This is a genomic window from Paludibaculum fermentans, from assembly GCF_051172195.1.
Taxonomy (GTDB): Bacteria; Acidobacteriota; Terriglobia; order Bryobacterales; family Bryobacteraceae; genus Paludibaculum; species Paludibaculum fermentans_A.
Genome location: NZ_JBPJAQ010000005.1, coordinates 246,970 through 264,803, shown reverse-complemented (window position 1 = coordinate 264,803; position 17,834 = coordinate 246,970). Strand labels below are relative to the sequence as shown.

At 63.5% G+C, this 17,834-nt stretch carries 14 protein-coding genes; 8 read left to right on the top strand and 6 right to left on the bottom strand.

What is annotated here, in order from left to right; all coding sequences use genetic code 11:
• Together ACR9Y2_RS39695 and ACR9Y2_RS39690 are read right to left on the bottom strand one after the other, a co-directional pair.
• Positions 1-1,134: c-type cytochrome (locus ACR9Y2_RS39695; RefSeq protein WP_435047471.1), on the bottom strand; the 1,134-nt coding region annotated here is incomplete at its 3' end.
• A gap of 38 nt (positions 1,135-1,172) precedes the next feature.
• Positions 1,173-1,889: an RsmE family RNA methyltransferase gene (locus ACR9Y2_RS39690; RefSeq protein ID WP_435047470.1), complete on the bottom strand. Its 717-nt coding sequence runs from the start codon at positions 1,887-1,889 to the stop codon at positions 1,173-1,175.
• Between the two features lie 50 nt (positions 1,890-1,939).
• Here ACR9Y2_RS39690 and ruvA point away from each other — a divergent pair, with 50 nt between their 5' ends.
• The 4 genes from ruvA (at position 1,940) to ACR9Y2_RS39670 (ending at position 7,436) form a co-directional block, all read left to right on the top strand.
• Positions 1,940-2,542, top strand: a complete 603-nt coding sequence (gene ruvA / locus ACR9Y2_RS39685) for a Holliday junction branch migration protein RuvA (RefSeq protein ID WP_435047469.1) — start codon at positions 1,940-1,942, stop codon at positions 2,540-2,542.
• An 18-nt stretch (positions 2,543-2,560) separates the two neighbouring features.
• A complete protein-coding gene (gene ruvB / locus ACR9Y2_RS39680) occupies positions 2,561-3,613 on the top strand; it encodes a Holliday junction branch migration DNA helicase RuvB (protein ID WP_435047468.1) in 1,053 nt (350 codons plus the stop codon).
• Positions 3,613-4,263: a hypothetical protein gene (locus ACR9Y2_RS39675; protein WP_435047467.1), complete on the top strand. Its 651-nt coding sequence runs from the start codon at positions 3,613-3,615 to the stop codon at positions 4,261-4,263. The genes ruvB and ACR9Y2_RS39675 overlap by 1 nt, the downstream gene beginning before the upstream one ends.
• A gap of 482 nt (positions 4,264-4,745) precedes the next feature.
• Positions 4,746-7,436 (top strand): ADOP family duplicated permease, encoded by a 2,691-nt coding sequence (locus tag ACR9Y2_RS39670; RefSeq protein ID WP_435047466.1) that lies wholly within the window; start codon positions 4,746-4,748, stop codon positions 7,434-7,436.
• A gap of 53 nt (positions 7,437-7,489) precedes the next feature.
• On the opposite strand, the gene ACR9Y2_RS39665 is transcribed toward ACR9Y2_RS39670, so the two are convergent.
• On the bottom strand, positions 7,490-8,701 hold the full coding sequence (locus tag ACR9Y2_RS39665; RefSeq protein ID WP_435047465.1) for a hypothetical protein: 1,212 nt from the start codon (positions 8,699-8,701) through the stop codon (positions 7,490-7,492).
• Between the two features lie 164 nt (positions 8,702-8,865).
• Here ACR9Y2_RS39665 and ACR9Y2_RS39660 point away from each other — a divergent pair, with 164 nt between their 5' ends.
• Together ACR9Y2_RS39660 and ACR9Y2_RS39655 are read left to right on the top strand one after the other, a co-directional pair.
• Positions 8,866-11,286: an ABC transporter permease gene (locus tag ACR9Y2_RS39660; protein ID WP_435047464.1), complete on the top strand. Its 2,421-nt coding sequence runs from the start codon at positions 8,866-8,868 to the stop codon at positions 11,284-11,286.
• Between the two features lie 32 nt (positions 11,287-11,318).
• On the top strand, positions 11,319-12,197 hold the full coding sequence (locus ACR9Y2_RS39655; protein ID WP_435047463.1) for a sugar phosphate isomerase/epimerase family protein: 879 nt from the start codon (positions 11,319-11,321) through the stop codon (positions 12,195-12,197).
• Between the two features lie 37 nt (positions 12,198-12,234).
• Here the strand turns inward: ACR9Y2_RS39655 and ACR9Y2_RS39650 are convergent, their stop codons facing one another.
• Positions 12,235-12,876 carry a hypothetical protein gene (locus tag ACR9Y2_RS39650; protein WP_435047462.1) on the bottom strand — a complete coding sequence of 214 codons (642 nt, stop codon included), beginning with the start codon at positions 12,874-12,876 and terminating at the stop codon, positions 12,235-12,237.
• A gap of 72 nt (positions 12,877-12,948) precedes the next feature.
• On the opposite strand from ACR9Y2_RS39650, the gene ACR9Y2_RS39645 reads away from it, so the two are divergent.
• Positions 12,949-13,875, top strand: a complete 927-nt coding sequence (locus tag ACR9Y2_RS39645; protein WP_435047461.1) for a PmoA family protein — start codon at positions 12,949-12,951, stop codon at positions 13,873-13,875.
• Positions 13,876-13,902: 27 nt separating this feature from the next.
• Here the strand turns inward: ACR9Y2_RS39645 and ACR9Y2_RS39640 are convergent, their stop codons facing one another.
• Complete coding sequence (locus ACR9Y2_RS39640) at positions 13,903-14,544, bottom strand: carboxypeptidase-like regulatory domain-containing protein (RefSeq protein ID WP_435047460.1); 642 nt, start codon at positions 14,542-14,544, stop codon at positions 13,903-13,905.
• 304 nt (positions 14,545-14,848) lie between these two features.
• Positions 14,849-16,843 carry a squalene--hopene cyclase gene (shc, locus tag ACR9Y2_RS39635; protein WP_435047459.1) on the bottom strand — a complete coding sequence of 665 codons (1,995 nt, stop codon included), beginning with the start codon at positions 16,841-16,843 and terminating at the stop codon, positions 14,849-14,851.
• Between the two features lie 199 nt (positions 16,844-17,042).
• On the opposite strand from shc, the gene ACR9Y2_RS39630 reads away from it, so the two are divergent.
• Entirely contained in the window at positions 17,043-17,831 is a 789-nt protein-coding gene (locus ACR9Y2_RS39630) for a segregation and condensation protein A (protein ID WP_435047458.1), read from the top strand.
• Positions 17,832-17,834 lie beyond the last annotated feature (3 nt).

Genomic DNA, 17,834 nt, shown 5'->3' with positions numbered 1-17,834 from the left:
ATTGTTCACCGAATTGTCGAAGTGAGCGGTGCACAAGATCTTAGTGCCCTTGGGCAAGGCGATCGGTTTCTCCAGGTTGTACCAAAGCTGCCAGGCGAAGCTGTAGTTGGGGACACTCAATAGTGTTTCTGTCCGGCCGTCGGGGTATCGGACTCGATACAGAAAGTCTTTCCCCCTGGCGTGCATGTGCGGGTGCAGACCGTGCAGGATCACATCTGTTCCTAGCGTGAACTCCGATTCCACCAGATAGTTTGGATCGCCGGCCGGGATCTTGAAGGTCCCGTTGGTTGCCGAGAGCGTCATCGCTCGATTCGGCGGCGGCTCTTTCGCGAAAACAAGGCCGACTCGGGTTTGGTCCTTACTGGGGCGACCATCCGTGGTGTAGTGCACTTGCAGGATGATGTCAGAACCTGCTTTCACCAATTTGGCCTGGCCGGGTTCAAAGCGTTCCGGCGGTTGCCCGGGTGCATAGCCGACCAGGAAATCACTGGGGAGGTCGCTGATATTTGCGTTCGGGTCCTTGGGCTTTTCCGGGATGAACGGGATGCCCGGTTTTGCGTCCTTGAGCCAGTTCGAGCCGGGTTCGCGGACGAAGGCGATGATGTGGTGGACGTGGGCGCGGTCGGTTGGGCGGGCTTCAGCGAATTGCACCCACTTGTCCGTCTTGAAGTTCGTGGGTACGACCCAGTGGAGATACTCGATTGTGCCCTTGGCTGGGATTGCGTAGGGTTTTGGCAACTGGAAGACGACGTCGGGCTGCGGGATGCCCCACCCTTCCGTGAAAGTGATTGCTGGCGGTGCGTCGTTGGGATTGCCTTTTGGTGCACCAGCGTTGACCCAGGCTACGATCGTGTCGATGTCGCGCTGGCTGAGGGAACGGTCGTTGGAGAATCTGCCGTAATGGGGATCGGCAAACCAGGGCGGCATTTTGCGCTGTGCGACGGAACCCTTGATGGCAGCGGCCCAGGGGCGGGTTTGCTCATAGGTAAGCAGGGGCATGGGGCCGATTTCGCCCGGGCGATGGCACTCCTGGCAGTTTTTGCGCAGGATGGGCAGGACATCCTTGGTGAAAGTCGGGGCACTGTGCGCTTGCGCGGCTCCGATGAGTGCGAGGGAGAGAATCCTGAATTGCATTCGCGGGTCCTTCCTTTTATCGGGCGCTATCGCGCGCTTTACGTAACGCTATCCCAGGCAGCAATGATAATGGATAAGCCAGCGACCGCGGCGGTTTCCGCTCGCAGGATCTGGCGGCCCAATGACACGCTCGTCCAACCGGCCGCTGTCGCTGCGGCACGTTCGCGATCGTCCCAGCCGCCTTCGGGCCCGCAGAGCAAGCCGATGGTGTCGGTTTGGGTCCGTTGCGCGGGCAGGGTCTTGAGAATGGGTCCGGCGCCCTGCTGCTCTTCCAGGAAATACTTGTGGTTCAGGACTCGCGGCAGAGCCTGTTCGAGGCGGCACGGGGCGTCGAGTTCCGGGAGTCTGAGGCGGCGGGCCTGTTGGCCGGATTCGTAGAGGATTTTGCGCCAGCGCTCCATGCGTTTGGGCGCCGCCTGGTCGAGGCCTTTGTCGGTACGCAAGGCGTAGATGGGCGTAATGCGTTCGACGCCGAGTTCGGTGGCTTTCTCGAGGATCCACTCGAAGTGATCGAACTTAATGAGGGCGGGGAAGAGGTGCAGGGCGGCGGGCGGTGTGACCGCTTCGACCGGCGAAAGCAGGTTGAATTGGACCGTGTCCTTGCCGAAATCGGCTATTTCGGCCAGCCAGATATTTTCGAAATCGGAGATCTCGTAGCGCTGGCCGCGCTCGGCCCGGAGCACCTTGCGGACGTGCTGCGCGGCCTCTCCGCGCAGGGTGGCCTGCTCCCCCCGGACCTCCTGCACATAGAACATACGACGAGCCATTTCCTACCAGAGTACCCGTTTGTTAGACTGCGGAGGCAATGATCGCACACCTCCGCGGCATCCTGATTGAGAAGCATCCGAACCAGGCCATCGTGGAGGCGGGCGGGGTGGGGTATGACGTCCAGATCTCGGTTTCCACCTATAGCGCGCTGCCGGATGTCGGGGCGGAGGTGAAGCTGCGGATCTTCACGAATGTGCGGGAGGACGCTATCCAGCTGTTCGGGTTTCGCGAGGCGATGGAGAAGTCGCTGTTCGAGAAGCTGATCAGCGTGTCGGGGATTGGGCCGAAGCTGGCGATTACGACGCTGAGCGGGGTGGCGGCTCCGGACCTGGTGCGGATCATCCGGGCCGGGGAAGTGGCGATGTTGACGCGGGTGCCGGGCATCGGCAAGAAGACGGCCGAGCGCATCGTATTGGAACTACGGGACAAGATGGAAGGGCTGGGTGCGGCTCCGGCGGCGACCGCAAAGGGACCTGCGGCAGTGATCCTGAGTAGTGAGCAATCGGATGTGGTGAGTGCGCTGGTGAACCTGGGGTGCCAGCAGCCGGCGGCCGAGGCGGCGGTAAAGAAAGCGGCGGCGGAGCCGGGGATCAGCGGCTTCGAGCCATTGTTCCGGCGCTCGATGGAACTGCTGCGTTAACCTGATAGTTTGCCTGCCATGCCGGATTCCAGCCAGTCGCGCCGAATTGTATCGCCTGCCGCCACGGACGAGGAGGTGCAATTCGAGGCCAGTCTGCGCCCCACTCGGCTGGACGATTTCACGGGCCAGGCGAAGGTCAAAGAGCTGTTGAGCGTCACGATTGAGGCGGCGAAGCGGCGCGGCGAGGCGATGGACCACGTGCTGCTGATTGGGCCTCCGGGCCTGGGCAAGACAACACTGGCGAACATCGTTTCGCAGGAACTGGACGTCCCGTTCGACCTCACGTCGGGCCCGATGCTGCAGAAAAAGCTGGACCTGACGGGGATCCTATCGAACATCAGGAACCGGCAGGTGTTCTTCATCGATGAGATCCACCGGCTGCTGCCGGATATCGAGGAAGTGCTGTATTCGGCGCTGGAAGATTTCCGGGTAGACATTGTGATTGGGCAGGGTCCGGGGGCGAGGACGCACTCGCTGCCGATTGCGCATTTCACCGGGGTGGGGGCGACGACGCGGCAGGGGTTGCTGAGCGCTCCGCTGCGGGGCCGGTTTGGTTTGATCCTGTACCTGAAGCACTACGATGTGCCGGAGATGCAGAAGATCGTGCATCGCACAGCGAGCCTGCTGGGGACCCCGATTGATACAGATGCAGCGGAAGAGGTGGCGCGCCGGAGCCGGGGTACGCCGAGGATTGCGAACCGTCTGCTGCGGCGGGTCCGGGACTATGCGCAGGTGCGGGCCGAGGGGCATGTCGACCTGAAGGTGGCGCGGATGGCGCTGGATTTGTTGGAGGTCGACCGGTTCGGGCTGGACGAGATCGATAAGAAGATCATGCTGACCGTGCTGGAGAAGTACGGCGGCGGTCCGGTGGGGCTGAGCACGATTGCGGCCTCGACGGATGAGGAACCGGACACGATTGAGGAAGTGTACGAGCCGTACCTGATGCAGTTGGGGTTCCTGGACCGGACGCCGCGCGGGCGCATGGCGACGGAGCGGGCGTTCGAATACTTCAACGTGCCGCGGCGGCCGATGGGCTGGGGCATGGGTCCGAATCAACCGAAGCTTTTCTAATGACAGAATTCAAACATCTGGTACTGGTTCCGGGCCATGCGGTGTGGAACCTGCGCGAGGATCCGACGCTGGACTCCTCGTGGTATTTGAAGCCTTACCAGAACAGCGAGCCGCAGTATTTCATCGAACACATCAAGGCGGGCGTGGAGGCGGCGGCGCAGGATCCCGAGGCGATTCTGATGTTCTCGGGCGGGGCGACGGACCCGGAGGCGGGTCCGATCACCGAAGCGCTGGGGTACTGGCTGATCGCCGACTGGTATGAGTGGTGGGGGCATGGCGAGGTGCGGGCGCGGGCGGTGCTGGAGGAGTTCGCGCTGGACTCATTCCTGAATGTGCTGTGCGGGCTGTACCGGTTCCAGGAGTTGCAGGGTGAGTGGCCGTCGAAGATCACGGTGTGCGGCTGGGGGTTCAAGCGGCACCGGATTGCTGATTTGCACCGCAAGGCGCTGGGGTGGACGAAGCCGTTTCACTATATCGAAGTGAACGATCCGCCGAATGTGGATGAAGTGCGGAAGAGGGAAGCGGCGACGTGCGCGGAGTTTGAAGAGAGTCCGTGGGGGGAAGAGGGTCCGATCGCCGAGAAGCGGAAGATGCGGGATTACTATGTGCGGGTTCCGGGGTATGACATGAGCGATCAGAGCTGGCGGTGAGATGAAGGCGCGTGCGTTGGTTCCCGGTACCAAAGTCGAGGGACATGAGCAGGCCGAGGGTGTGCCGCCGCGTCCGGCTGCGCGATTCGCGCCAAGCGTCCTGGAAGATGTGGTTGGGTGTCTGCCGTCCAAACGGAGGGCGAACACACCGGCGCAGATGCGGGCTGCCATCAAACGGGCCGTGCAAGCTCGGCATGAGCGCGGTCGGTATTAATTAACCGACGAGAGATGCCCGGCAAGGCCTGCGGTCCCTGTGCTGGTGTAACAAGGCCCACGGCGCTGCGGTGATCTTGATCATCACATCTTGACAATCAAGAGGAAGAGCGATACGGTGAGGTTGCCGGCTTCTCGTTATCGCTATGGACTCACCTCAAATTCAATTCTCCCCGGGCTCGCTGGACTTGTCCTTCTTCCCCGCCTTCTGCCCGGGGTTTCCTCCTAAATCTCCGATTGCTCGCACGCCCAAGGCGGAGGCATAGATCATGTCCCTTTGGCGGCAGTTGACTCGCGGGTTGCGGGCTTTGGGGCGGCGTGGGGCCGTGGACCGGGAGATCTCCGACGAGGTGGAACACTTTCTCGATCAGGCCACTCAGGAGCATGTGCGGCGCGGCTTGTCTCCTGCCGACGCCCGGCGGGCGGCTTCCGTTGAGATGGGCAGCCGGACTGCCGTTGTCGAAGAGGTGCGGGAGTACGGGTGGGAGAACCGCATCGAGACACTGGCTTGCGATGTGCGCTATGCACTGCGGCGGCTGTGGGGGCATCCGGGTTTCACATCGGTGAGCGTGCTGATGCTGGCCTTGGGGATTGGGGCTAGCGCGACCATCTTCAGCGTGGTGGATGGAGTGTTGCTGAAGCCGCTGCCGTATCCGCAGGCGGAACGGCTGGTGGCGTTGCGGCACACGGCTCCGGGGCTCAACATCCCGGACATGAACCTGGCCGTCTCGCTGTTCCTGACTTATCGCGAGGAGAATCGCGTGTTTCAGGATTTGGGCATGTGGTCTGGGGACTCGTGGACGGTGACCGGACTGGGGACTCCGGAGGAGGTGCCGGGGCTTTCGGTGACGCAGGGGTTTCTGTCGACGCTGCAGGCGCAGCCGGCGTTGGGGCGTGGATTCACGCGAGAGGACGAAGACCCTTCGCATGAGCGGACTGTGATGTTGTCGGATGGGTACTGGCAATCGAGGTTTGGCGGAGACCGGGCTGTGTTGGGGCGACGCATTGTTTTGGATGGACACGCGCACGAGGTGATCGGTGTGCTGGCTCCGTCGTTTCAGTTTATGGACCGGAAGGTGTCTCTGGTGGCGCCGCTGCGATTCCGGCGGGCCGAGGTCCGACTGATCAGTTTCTGTTGCCAGGGGATCGCTCGGATGAAGCCGGGCGTGACGCTGGAGCAGGCGAATGCGGATGTGGCGCGGATGCTACCGATGGCTGAGGGGAAGTTCGCGGTGAATCCGGGCTTCAGCAGCAACGCATTTGCCGAAGCGCGCTTTGGGCCGCGGCTGCGATCGCTGAAGGAATACCTGGTGGGCGATATCGGCAGCACGCTGTGGGTGTTGATGGGGACGGTGGGGCTGGTGCTGGTGATTGCGTGCGCGAATGTCGCGAACCTGATGCTGGTGCGGGCAGAGGGGCGGCGGCCGGAGTTGGCGGTGCGTGTGGCGCTGGGCGCTCCGAGGGCGCGCATTGCGCGGGAGTTGCTGCTGGAGAGCGTGCTGCTGGGGGTGGGCGGGGGCTTGGCCGGATGGGGCTTCGCCACGGCGGCGCTGAGGGTCCTGCTGGCTTTGGAATGGGTGCATGTGCCGCGAGCGAACGAGATTGGGATGGATCCGCGGGTGATGCTGTTCACGGTTTGCGTCTCGTTGGGCGCGAGTGTGGTGTTCGGGCTGATTCCGGTCTTCAAGTATGCGCGGCCGGGCGGGGTTGATGACCTGCGGGGCGGCAACCGGTCAGTGACGGGCAACCGGCAGCGGCAGCGGACGCGGAGCGCGCTGGTGGCGGTACAGGTGGCGTTGGCGCTGGTGCTGCTGGTGGGGTCGGGCCTGATGATCCGGACGTTCCGGGCACTGCTGCATGTGGACCCGGGCTTTTCGGACGCGGCGCACCTAGAGACGGTGCGGGTGGCGATTCCGGGATCGCTGGTGGACTCGCCGGAGCGAGTGGCGCGGATGGAGGAAGAGATCCTGCACCGGCTGGCCGAAGTGGGCGGTGTGGAGCGCGTGGGGGCGATCGACTCGCTGCCGCTGGAAGGCGGTTCGAACGACCCGGTGTATGCGGAGGACAGGCCGTCTGAGGATGGGCGGATTCCCGTGGTGCGGCGGTTCAAGTATGTTGCGCCGGGGTACTTCGCGGCGGCGGGCAGCCGGATGATTGCAGGACGTGACCTGACGTGGGCGGAGGTGTACCGGCGGGCTCCGGTGGCGTTGGTTTCGGAGAACCTGGCGCGGGCGTTCTGGAGTGAACCTCGAATGGCGATTGGGAAGAGGATCCGGCCGACGTTGAAGGATGACTGGCGCGAGGTGATTGGGGTGGTGGCGGATTTGCACGACGACGGAATCGAGAAGGCGGCGACGGCGACGGCGTACTGGCCGCTGCTGAGCCGGAACTTCGAGTCGGAGCAGGAGTTTGGGGTGCGCAGCCTGGCGTACGTCATGAGGACGCCGAGGGCGGGGACGACGGCGCTGCGGCAGGAGATCCAGCAGGCGGTGTCGAAGGTGAATGCGTCGCTGCCGGTGGCGGATGTGAAGACGCTGGGGTCGGTCTATGAGAATTCCCTGGCCCGCAGTTCGCTGGCCCTGATGCTGCTGGTGATCGCAGGCAGCATGGCGTTGTTGCTGGGGGCCGTGGGGTTATACGCGGTGATTTCGTATACGGTGTCGCAGCGGACGAAGGAGATTGGGATCCGGTTGGCCTTGGGGGCAGTGCCTCGTGTGGTGGCCGGGCAGTTCGTGCGGCATGGGTTGCGGTTGGCGGCCCTGGGGGCAATGGGCGGACTGGCGGCGGCGCTGGGGTTGTCGCGGCTGATGCGTTCGATGTTGTACGGGGTGAGTGCGGCGGATCCGGTGACGTATGGCGTGGCTTTGGGGGTGTTGCTGGTGGCGGCTGTGCTGGGGAGTTATTTGCCGGCGCGGAGGGCGGCCCGGGTGGATCCGGTGAGGGCGTTGCGGGCGGAGTAGGGGAGGTGCGCGCTTGCTGACGCGCGGCTCAATTTGCGGCGGCCGTTTCGCTTTCAGTTGCGCCACTGTTGCGTGGAGAAGAGGGTTCTCCATTCGTCGGCTTCGGGGTCGTCCTGGGTGCAATCGGGCCAGGGCTTGGCGCTGACGTCCTTGAGGGTGAACTGGAAGGGCGGATGCCACTCGATTAGGAAATAGCGAGGCGGTTTGTTAGATGGCTTCGCCTCCGCGCCACTCGGAGCGAAGGCCACTTGCCAGAGCCCTGGGGACTGGCAGCGCTTCGTGGCGCGCTGGAACTGGCCGCTCACCCCCTCCGCGTGAAGCTCGTTGTGCCAGGGGCGGACTGCCTCCGAGGTGGACCAACCAGAGGACTCCGGCCAGTCGTGAGTGAGCCACTCTTCCACGAAGTTTCTTGGGGTGAACGCGATGGGATCAATGCGGCGAGCGTGGTCGCCGTCGATTCGGTAGCGGAACACCGCCTCGCGTCTACCCACGCCGGTGTCGACACTGCTCACGGTGAATTCGAGCAGGACGTCCACGGCCGGATCGGCTAGATACGGATCCTGCCGGAACGTTCCGGTTGCGAAATCATCGAGCCGCAGCCAGGCCTGTTGTGAGCCATTGATCAGGAGCTTCGGCCCAGTGGGATCGATTCTCCAAACGCGGTAGTAGACGAGGTGCCAGAAGGAGCCGCAGCCCCATTCATTCCCCAGGGTCATCACCAACGGCGGCCGGTCATCGCCAGTGATTGTCTTCGGCCGAAAGACGTGAATGGCAAAAATATGCTGGGGCGCGTACTTGCCAGTTGAATAGTCGCGCTCTTCCGATTCCCAGATGCGCTGCCAGCGGCCATCCTTTTTCTGATAAGCGTAGGCGGACTGGTCGTTCTGACAAAGAATGCCGACGGAGGTGGCAAGCGTGACAAGCCCACCCTCCTGGCGGAGCCGGAGGTGTCCCAGCGTGCCAAAGCGGCTCCCCTCGGGTTCCTCGTTCAGCATCCCGAGCGATTGGAGTTCCTGGTTGAGCTTTACTTCCAGGACGGGGACTTCCTGATCCGTCTTTAGCGAGGCGAGCTTGGATTCGATCCAGTCGCGGAGCTGGTGCTTGGCCTTGGCCATGGGGGCGGCTGGGATGGGGGTGTCGAAGGCTGCTCCCTGGGTCTGCTTGCGCAGGGTAGCCAGAGTATCCCGCAGGGCTTCGAGTTGGGGATCCTGGGCGGCGAGGGCGCTGGTCAACGTGAGGATGGCTGCCAGGCGAAGGCACTGCATGTGGCCGATTATAGCGGGCCGGCGATGATCCGGCGGGCAATTCTCTCGAATTTGCGGAATTGCGCCGAATCGCATTCCTATTGCGGGGACATTTCGGGATGGCCAGGGGGCAGCGGTAGACTGGAAGACACGGAGGGACTGCCCTGATGAATGGCCCTGGACTCTTGGAAACTGTCTGGCAGGACGCGCGGCACTGCTGGCGGACGATGCGGCGCGCTCCGGGTTTTACTGCTACCGCCGTCGTCACTCTGGCGCTCGCCATTGGCGGGAATACCGCCATGTTCACCATTATCCGGGCCGTGCTGTTGAATCCGCTGCCTTATGGTGACTCCGAGCAACTGGTGCAGATGGGGAATGGGACTCCTTCGCGGTTCTTCGAGATGCGGGCGGCTTCGCAGTCCTTTACAGACCTGGGCGCATATACGCGGCAGGAGGCGGTGACTCTGGCTACGGGTTCCGAGCCCGAAGTGCTGAAGGGGATCCGGGTTTCGGAAAGCTTCCTGCGGATCCTCAAAGCGGAACCACTGCTGGGCCGGGGCTTTCGTCCCGAGGAAGATGCCGCGGGCGGTGTGCCGGTGGCAATGATCAGCTCAGAGTTGTGGCAGCGGCGCTTTGGCGGGGATCCGCAGATTGTGGGCAAGACGGTGACGCTTTCGGCGATGCCTTGCGTGATCGCGGGCGTGCTGCCGCCGCGGTTCCAGTTCCCGATGCCGGGTTTGGATGTGTGGCTAACGGCGCCTACGGAATGGCCGCTGATGCCCTTGAAATCGCGGACCCTGAGCCCGTTCCTGACGATCTTTGGGCGCCTGAAACCGGGGATCGGCCTGGACCGCGCGAACGAGGAATTGAAGGGCCTGCGGCACCAGTACGCGGTGGCGCATCCGACGATGCTGGATGCGAAGTCGCGGTCGCCGCGGGAGCTGACTCCGATGAAGGAGGAGCTGGTGGGCAGCGTGCGGACGATGTTGTGGATGTTGTTTGGGGCGGTGGGCTTCGTGTTGCTGATTGCGTGCGCGAATGTGGCCAGCCTGCTGCTGGCGCGGGCGACGACGCGGACGCGGGAGTTCGCGGTGCGGGCGGCGCTGGGCGCGGGCCGGCGGCGGTTGATGGGGCAGTTGCTGGTGGAGAGCGTGGTGCTGTCGTTCCTGGGCGGCGTGCTGGGTGTGGCGCTGGCGGCGTTGCTGCTGCGGCTGATTCCGGCGATGACGAGTTTCGAATTACCACGGACGGCCGAGATCCGCATGGACTGGATCGTGCTGGCGTTTGCCGGGGGGCTGTCTGTTTTTACGGGGATCCTGTTTGGGCTGGCTCCGTCGGTGGGCGCTTCGCGGCCGGATCTGATTCACGTGCTGCGGGCGAGCGGTCCGGCGGGCCAGGCTGGCTTGGGGCGGAGCTGGCTGGGGATCAATCTGCGCGGGCTGCTGCCGGTGGGGCAGGTAGCGCTGTCGGTGATGCTGCTGATTGGGGCGGCGCTACTGATCAAGAGCGTCATGAATTTGCGCGGCGTGAACCTGGGATTCAACGCGTCGAACCTGCTGACGATGCGGGTGTCGCTGCCGACGTCGCGCTATGACACGGGCCTGAAGCAGTCGCAGTTTTTCCAGGAGTTGGTCCAGCAGGTGGGCACGCTGCCGGGCGTACGCGGCGTGACGGCGGGCATGACGATCCCGATGACGGGCTTCGCGGGGAGTCCGGTGCAGGATGCTTCGCAGCCTGTGTTGAAGCTGAATGAACGGCCGGTGGCGAAGCTGATGCCGGTGACGCCAGGGTATTTCCAGGCCTTCGAAATACCGCTGCTGCGCGGGCGGGCCTTTACGGAACGGGATACGGAAGAGGCGCAGCGGGTGACGGTGATCGATGAGAGCCTGGCGCGGCGGTTCTGGCCGGGCTACCCGACGCGGCAGGATCCGATTGGGCAGCGGCTGTTGATTGGCGGCGTGAATCCGAAGCCGGCCGAGGTGATTGGGATCGTGGCAAATGTCCATCAGTCGTTGGAGAATGACATGTGGCCGGAGACGATGTATGTCGCGTTCGCACAGAATGCGCAGCCGTTCGCGATGGTGGCGGTGCGGACGGCCGGGGATCCGCTGTCGTTTGCGAATGCGGTGCGGGCGCGGGTACGGATGGTGGACCGCGATCAGCCGGTGGCCGAGGTGAGGTCGATGGACGAACTGGTGGAGCTCGAAGTGGGGCAGCGGCGGCTGCTGGTGCTGCTGCTGGGGGGCTTCGCGGTGGTGGCGCTGCTGCTGGCGGTGATCGGGATCTATGGAGTGGTGGCCTACTCGGCGGCACAGCGGACACAGGAGGTGGGGATCCGGCGGGCGCTGGGGGCGCAGCAGGCTGACATCCTGCGGCTGGTGGTGGGGCATGGGTTTGCGCTGGCGCTATCGGGTATTGGGGTCGGGCTGGCCGGCGCTTATGGGTTGACCCGCGTCATGAAGACGGTGTTGTTTGGGGTGAGTCCCACGGATCCGCTGACGTTTGGCGGGATTGCGGTGGTGTTCCTGGTGGTGGCGCTGGGGGCGAGCTATGTTCCGGCGCGGCGGGCGGCGCGGGTGGATCCGATGGCGGCGCTCCGGGTTTGATGGGGGGCTGGGCTGCGATACCATCGATACCGATGAATCGTCGCGCCTTCCTCTCCTCCACGTCAGCCGCGGCCGCTGCCGCGCTGGCTCCGCAACTCACCCACGCAGCCCCAGCTACCGCGGCCCGCATGAAGCCCGCCATCTGCGCCTACTCGTTCCGCAAGGAGCTGCAGGACAAGTCGATGACGTACGAGGATCTGATTGCCAAGTGCGTGGAGTGGAACATCGACGGCATCGACATGACGGTCTACTGGTTCCCCAATACCAGTGCCCAGTGGCTGCACAACCTGCGGCGGCTCGCGTATCGCAACGGTGTTTCCATTTACTCCATTGCCGTCCGCACTGAGCTGACGAAGCCCAACCAGGCCGACCGGGACGCGGAAGTCGCCTCGCTGGCGAAGTGGGTGGACGTCGCCGATATGCTGGGCGCGACGCACATTCGCGTGTTTGGCGGGACCGTCCCGAAGACCGCGACGGAAGAGCAGGCGGTGCCGTGGGTGGTGGAATGCCTGAAGCGCGGAGCGGACATTGCCGCGGCCAAGGGAATCATTCTCGGGCTGGAGAATCATGGCGGCATCTGCACGAAGGCCGACCGGATTCTCGAGATGGTGAACAAGGTGAACTCGCCCTGGGTGGGCATCAACCTCGACACGGGCAACTTCAAGGACCATGCGTTTGAGCAGATGCAGCAGTGCCTGCCGCAGGCGGTCAATGTGCAGATGAAGGCCGAGATGACTTACGACGATGGCAAGACCGGTCCGCAGGACTGGGATCGGGTCGTCAAGTTGATTGGCGGCGGCGGGTACAAGGGCTACCTCTCGCTGGAGTACGAAGCGAAAGAGCCGAGCGCCGTGGCGGTCCCCAAGGGTTTGGCGGAGCTCCGCAAGCTGACGCACAAGTATTCGGTGTAGGGCCGGTGGGGCCCAAGGGCGGATGGGGGCGGCGCGCCTACTGTCCGCCGCCCAGTTTCTTCTCGTTGGCTCGCAGGGATGCCAGCACTGCGGGCACCGAGCCTTTCTCCAAGGCGGCTGCCGCCCACTCGATCTGCCCCTTCACTGCCGCGGCCACGATGCCTTCCGGTTTCGCCCGGTTGGATCGCGTCGGTCCGGCAATCGACTCGTCCCACTTCTTCAGGTCTGCTGCCGCTGTCGTGCCGCTCTGCCCGGCCGTCTCGGCCTTGGAGAGCCGTGCGATCAGTTCTTTCACGGTGGCCAGGATCTGCTTGCGGCGTTCTACCAGGACGGGCACACGTTCGGGTGTGCCGGCGGTGGATCCATCGGCGAAGATCGCGGCCTGCATCTTCATGTACTCCGGCGCGGCTCCGGCTGTCATGTTAGTAATCGGGATGCGGCGCTCTTCTCCCGGCTTCACGGGTTCCGCCGTTGTCTCATCCTGCCAGAAGGCAAACCAGCTTCCGGGATAGTTCACCAGTTCGATCATGTACGCGACAACCGGCTGCGAGGCGGTGTTGCGCACGCGCAGCACCGAGCCTCCGTCAGAGGCCTCCACTTTCAACTCCGGCAAATTCGATTGGGCCGAGCACACCGCCAGGGTGACCAGCAAAGACGCGGCTAGTGTTGTGGGTGACATCGGTAGCTATTATCTACACAATCCGGCTGACATGCCAGTTCACACGCGATAGACTGTCTGGGGTTCCCGACTATGCGCACTTCTCTCCTTCTCGCCTTCACGGCGGCCACGTGCCTCTCCGCCCAGGTTCGCTTCGCCCCCGATGCCATTTCCGTGAACATCGACGGCAAGCCGTTCACCACCTTTCACTATGGCGACAACGCCGGCAAACCGTTCCTTGCCCCGCTCTATTCCGCCTCCGGCAAAATTGTCACGCGGGGCTTCCCGATGCAGATGCTGCCCGGCGAGAGCCGCGACCACCTGCACCACCGCGGCCTGTGGTTCACCTATGACGATGTGAACGGTGTGAAGTTCTGGGAGAACGACCCAACCTATACGAAGGGCCGCATCGGCCGGGTGGTGGTGCGCGACGCGAAGTGGAAAGACGCGACGGCAAAGGGGCCGGGGTCGCTCACCGCCGTGATGGAATGGCGCGATCCGGATGGCAAGGTGCTGCTGAATGAGAACCGCGAGATGCTTTTCTATTCGGACCCGACGCTGCGCATCATCGACTTCAACATCACGCTCACCGCGGCCACCGAGGTGACGCTCGGCGATACCAAGGAAGGTGCGTTCGCCATCCGGCTGGCTGAGAATTTCACTGAGCGCAAGGGCGGCAAGATGGTGAACTCCAACGGGCAGGCCGGCATGGCCAACGTGTGGGGCAAGCGTGCGGCCTGGGTCGACTATACGGCGGAAGTGGGCGGCGAGCGGCTGGGTGTGGCGATCTTCGATCACCCCAAGAATCCGAACGCGCCGACTTACTGGCACGCCCGCGACTACGGTCTGTTCTCGCTGAACCCGTTTGGCCAGAATGCGTTTGATCCGGCTGCCGCGGAGCGCAAGACGAAGCTGGCGCCGGGCCAGAAGATTCAACTGAGATGGCGTGTGGTGATCCACCCCGGGGATGCCGAAACGGGGCATGTGGCGGATCTGTTCAAGCAGTACTCGGCACGCTGATTTGGTGGTGCCTGGGCGGCCGGGTCATCAATCCAGGATGATCCGGTTCTGGTTCGTTCCGGTGATCTCGATCCGTTGACGGGAGAGCGTAGTGCCACCCTGCTCGACGGCTGCGGTATATGCCCCCGCCAGCACCGACAGGTAGTATTGGCCCAGCGAGTTCGTCGATGTGCACTTCGATTTTGAATCCTGCAGAAGACACACCTGAGCGCCGGCCAGGGCGGAACCGCTTCTTCGCAACGTACCGAAGAAAGGCCGGTAAGGCGTCGCGTCTCCGATGCCGCCCTCGGTGATCGGGCCGAACTTTAGCGTCAGGTCGAATTCAAATACCCGCGGAAATTCGACTTCAAGCGTGGAGTACCGCACGGTGACGAACCCTGGGGCCTTTGCGGTGATGGAGTACACACCATCCGGAACCGGCGGCACCGAGTACCGTCCATTCTTGGCGCTCCTGGTCTGCGTCGTGCCCGGGGCATCGACACGTTCGACGGAGATGAGTGCGCCATCGACCGGTCCGCCGGCGTCGTCCACGACCCGTCCTCGAAACGCATAGGTGCCCGGCTGTGCACAGGCTGCCGCGGTCGACACGGCCAGGCAGGCCAGCAGGAGCGGCCAGCGACGGGCGTCAATTCCGCCTCCGGCCAGGATTCGTACAAGAGCAGGATGCAAGGAAATCCGCGGCACCGGCACTCCCCTTTCTCTCACGCGGAACAAAGCCGCGCAGCCCGAATCCGGCACGCCGAATCGGCATCCATCGGATTAGTCACCATCTTAGAGCAGGGGACGGTGGAACGCAGGTTCGTTCCAGCGCCAACCGGCGGCCGGACTCACTCGCTCAGCCCGTTGCCGTTGTGGCGCCATGCCAGGATGGTCCCCATTCCTGAGACGGCTGCGCGCCGTGTCAATTCCGGAAGGGCGGATGCATTCGGGATTGGAGCTGTCGAACCGAACGTGCCGGGCGGCGGACGGGCCGCTACATCGTCAGCAGGCGCTTGGCTTCGGCGGCCTGCCCGGCCAGTGCCTTGCGCGCCAGGCTGAGGGCGAGCACTGGGAAGTAGTTGCGGTAGAGCGTGTACTGCAGATAGAAGACGTTGGGGAAGCCTGTGCCCGTGGCCAGTTGCTCGTCCCACGTCCCATCCGGTTTCTGGGTCTGGATCAGGTATTCCAGGCCCTTGCGCACCTGCTCGAAGTGGCCTTCGCCCGATGCCAGGAGTCCGATGACAGCCCAGGCCGTCTGGGACGGAGTGCTGGGCGCGGCGACGAAGTGATCCTCCACATAGCTGGCGCAGCTTTCGCCCCAGCCGCCGTCGACGTTCTGGACGGCTGCCAGCCAGCGGGCGGCTTTCTTGATGGCGTCCGCCGAGCCCTCGGCGTGGGAATGCCGCAGGCCGCGGATGGCCAGGAAGGCGCCGTAGATGTAGTCGACACCCCAGCGGCCATACCAGCTGCCATTGCGCTCCTGCGTTTTGAGCAGGTATTCCACGCCGCGGTGAATCGCCGGATTGTCGCTGCTGTAGCCGCGCCGGGTGAGCGCTTCCAGGACGCGCCCGGTGATGTCGGGACACGTGGGATCGAGCATGGCGTTGTGATCCGCGAACGGCACGCGGTTCAGCAATTGCCAGTCGTTGTCGACATCAAACGCCGCCCAGCCGCCGTCCCGCGACTGCATGCCGAAGAGCCAGTTCACCGCCCGCCGCGCACACCGTTCCTGTGCTTCGGGATCCGTGCCGCGCGCGTGCATCAGGGCGAGCAGGACCATGGCGGTATCGTCGATGTCCGGATACTGCTCGTTGGCGAATTCGAAGGCCCAGCCGGAAGGTTCGAGGTCCGGCCGCTTGACCGACCAGTCGCCTTTGCGCCGCACTTCGCGTGCGATCAGCCAGTCGGCCGCTTTGCTCATGCGCTCTGGCGGCGCCTCGCCCATTTCGCCCAGCGCGAAGGTGGCGATGGCGGTGTCCCACACCGGCGAGAAGCAGGGTTGGAAGTAGAACTGGCTGCCGCGCTGCGTCATCAGGGCGTCAAATTGGGCCAGCGCGTCCTTCAGGTCCGGGTGATCGGAGGGGTAGCCCAACGCGTTCAGCGCCATGATGAGGTACATCATCGACGGGTAGATGGCGCCCAGGCCATCGCAGTAGCGCGTATGGTCGAGCATCCACTTCTCGGCCGCGCGGATGGCCGCGTTCTTGACCTTGGAATTGCCGCGGTCCTGCCAGATCTTCAGGCCGCGGTCGATGCCGGAAAACAGCAGGGACAGTTTGTCCTTGCGCGGCAGTTTGTAGCTTTTGCCGGGCGCTTCGAGTTCGGTGAGGTCAAAGCCGGGCGGAACGGGCCGGGTGCCGCCGCGCGCCTGGACGATCGACAAGGGTACGACGATAGCGCGGGTCCAGGAGGACATTTCGTACAGTACGCCGCCCGGGAGCAGGACGAGTTCGGGCGGGATGGATGGCACATGCTGCCGCGGGAAGAGTCCGAACAGGCTCAGGTTGATTTTGACGTAGCTGTTGGCGCTCTGGATGCCGCCCAGGCGGAGGATGCAGTTGCGGGCGTTCACCATCGCCTCGCTCTCCGCCGGTGTGCCTGCTAACTTGAGGGCTGTGTAAGCTTTGACGCTGGCGCTGACGTCGGCCGGACCGCTGGGGTAGATATTGAACCCGCCGTTGGGCAACTGCCGTTCCAGGATCGATTGGGCCGCCTTGGCGATGGTCTCGCGGTTCGGCGGAGTCCAGCCGTTTTCGTCCGGGGGATGCAGCCACAATTGCAGCAGAATATAGTCGGATTCCAGCGTTGTATCGGCCAGCAGGTCGCCGCACCAATACCCCTCGGGCTTCTGCAGGTCCAACAACGCACCTTGGGCGCGCAGCAGCGTCGTGGTGCACGCCTCAGCCAGCGCCGGCCGGTGCGCTGAGATGGTCGCAAGCGACTTGCGGCCAGCGCGCCGGCTTACACTTTCAAACCAGGCGGATTCCATTCGAGCAGTTCTCCACGTTACCAGATCTCTTTCTATTTTCTTAAATTACAGGGGCCCGGAACAACAGGAATACTCATAAATCAGCGCCCGGCGAGTAAACTCCCGCAAGGCGTCTCTTGTTGACAGGAATTGCTTTAGAATCAGTTGCTTGTGTACTATGGGCTGGTCTCCAGCCGCGATCCTGCTATCCTGAAAGGAGGTGTCTTCCCCGCTCAACATACATCTGGAGCACTACGACGGGCCCCTGGACCTGCTGCTGGACCTCATCCGCAGGCAGCAGATCAACATCTACGACATCCCCATCGCACAGATAACACAGCAGTATCTCGACTACGTGCAGAAGGCCGTGGCCCTGGATATGGAGCTCAGCGCCGAGTTCGTCTACATGGCGGCGACGCTGATCCACATCAAGTCGAAGATGCTGTTGCCGCGGGATCCGGAACTCGACAAGATCGACCCGCAGGAAGATCCGCGTAAGGAACTGGTCGACCGCCTGCTGGAGTACGAGCGGTTCCGCTCAGCCGCGGCCATGCTGCAGGAAAAGCGCATGATCGAGGAGGCCATCTGGTCGAATCCGCAGATCCAGAATTTCGTCAATGAAGACGAAGGTCCGGGCTTGGCGGTCACCTTGTTCGACCTGGTGAAGACCTTCGAGCAGGTCCTGGAGCGGGCCAAGCACCGGCCGCTGTATGAAGTAAACAAAGAGGAAGTGTCGGTTCCCGATATGATCCTCTTCCTCAAAAACAGCTTGCGTGCGCTGCCCTCCGGCAAGACGATGGCGCTGGTGCCGCTTTTTGAGCAGCAACGCTCGCGCCGCGCTATGATCTGTCTGTTCCTGGCCGTGCTGGAGATGGTGAAGCAGCAGGCCATCAAGCTCACGCAGTCTGAGAGCTTTGGCGAGATTCACGTCAAGCGCGACACCGGCTTCGATGAGTTGCAGGTGACTGAAGAGTCCATCCTGCGCATCGAGGAAGAGTACAAGAGTTAAGCC